The organism is Methylobacterium sp. WL103, assembly GCF_008039885.1.
Classification (GTDB): Bacteria; Pseudomonadota; Alphaproteobacteria; order Rhizobiales; family Beijerinckiaceae; genus Methylobacterium; species Methylobacterium cerastii.
Window position 1 is genome coordinate 1 of sequence record NZ_VRUX01000707.1, and the last position, 1,937, is coordinate 1,937.

Here is a 1,937-nt window from a genome sequence, read left to right on the forward strand (position 1 = left end):
GGTGCCGGGCCCGGCGCCGGCATGGTAGCGGACGCGCCACGGCCGCAGGCTCCCGCACGATCGTGCCGGACCGTCAGGCCCTCCTAAACGACAGGCCCCTCATGACACGCCTCCCGCTTCTCGCCCTCGCCGGCCTCCTCTCGGTCGGCGGCGCCCAGGCCGCCCCGGTCGTCGAGCGCCTGCGCGGCACGATCGAGGCGGTCGCGCCGGGCGCGATCACCCTGAAGACCATCGACGGCGTGTCGGAGACGATCGCGCTCGGCGACGACACGAAGTTCGTCTCGGTGGTGAAGGCCAGCCTCGACGACGTGAAGGAGGGCACCTTCGTCGGCACCGCCACCAAGGGCGAGAACCCGCGCACCGCGATCGAGGTCCTGCTGTTCCCCGAAGCCATGCGCGGCACCGGCGAGGGCCATTACGGCTGGGACACGATCCCCGATGCCACCGCCGGCGGGACGCGGGTGAAGAGCGCCATGACGAACGGGACGGTCAAGGCCGACGCTCCCGCCCCGCGCGTGAAGAGCGCGATGACCAACGGCACCGTGTCGGGCAGCGCGACGGCGTCCGGCGCGCGCACCCTCACCGTGACCTACAAGGACGGCGCGCAGACGGTGGTCGTGCTGCCGGAAACCCCGGTCGTGACCTTCGAGCCCGCCGACAAGATGGTGCTCAAGCCCGGCGCCAAGGCCTTCGTCACGGCCGCCCGCGACGGCACCGCCTTGAGCGCCCGCCGGGTCGCCGTCGGCAAGGACGGGTTGACCCCGCCGATGTAAGCGCCCCATCGCGGGCGGGCCAGGCGTTCCGGCCCGCCCAACTTGTCTCGCCCGCCTGTCCCGCCGGCCTGCGCCGTCACACGGGCGTCATGCGGACGTGAGGAGAAGCGGCACCGCGCCGGAAGTCGGCCGGCCCTTCAGGAGACGACGGCGATGCGCGCGATCCTCAACGGCGTCATCGTCGCCGGCCTCCTCGGCACCGCCGCCGCGGCGGCCGACCGGCCCCGCAACGTGATCCTGTTCGTTCCCGACGGCTTGCGCGCCGGCATGGTCACGCCGGAGAACACGCCGGCCCTGGCGGCCCTGCGCGACCAGGGCGTGAACCTCGCCAACAGCCATTCGCTGTTCCCGACCTTCACCACCGCCAACGCCTCGGGCATGGCGACCGGGCACCAGCTCGGCGACACCGGCGACTTCTCGAACACGATCTACCTCGCCAAGCCGATCGCCGCGCAGGCGGGAACGGTGACGCCGTTCATCGAGAACGACGCCGTGCTCGGCGAGATGAACACCGTCTTCAACGGCGACTGGATGAACGAGGAGACGGTGCTGCGCGCCGCCGCCAAGGCCGGGATCAGCACCGCGGCGATCGGCAAGGTCGGGCCGACCTTGATCTTCGACCACACCGACCGCACCGGCGGCCCGACGATCGTCGTCGATGACGAGACCGGCTCGGCGCGCGGCATCCCGTTCAGCGCCGAGATGCAGGGGCTGATGGCCGGCCGTAACCTGCCGCTCGCCGCCCCCTCGCGCGGGGAGAACGGCAAGGCGGGCGACGCGACGACGCCAGGCACGCTCGTGGCCAACGTCGCCCAGCAGGCCTACTTCGCCGAGGTCGCCACGAAGGTCGTGCTGCCGCTGTTCAAGGCCCGCGAGAAACCGTTCGTGCTGGTGTTCTGGTCGCGCGACCCGGACGGCGCCCAGCACAACCACGGCGACAGCCTCGGCAAGCTCGTGCCCGGCATCAACGGGCCGACCTCGCTCGCCGGCATCCGCAACGCAGACGACAACCTCGCGACGCTGCGCCGGGCGCTCGACGAGCTCGGCCTTTCCGACACGACCGACATCGTGGTCGCGGCCGACCACGGCTTCTCGACCATCTCGAAGGAGAGCGCGACGAGCCCGTCCGCGAAGACCGCCCTGCCGGGCGTGCCCGCCGGGCAG

General features: G+C 72.2%; 2 protein-coding genes. Both read left to right on the forward strand.

The window, feature by feature from the left end:
- Positions 1–101 precede the first annotated feature (101 nt).
- The gene (locus tag FV222_RS24480) at positions 102–773 is read left to right on the forward strand and encodes a metal ABC transporter permease (RefSeq protein ID WP_147754602.1); all 672 of its coding nucleotides are present in this window, start codon (positions 102–104) and stop codon (positions 771–773) included.
- A gap of 153 nt (positions 774–926) precedes the next feature.
- A partial coding sequence (locus FV222_RS24485; protein ID WP_147815861.1) for an alkaline phosphatase family protein occupies positions 927–1,937 on the forward strand: 1,011 nt, incomplete at its 3' end.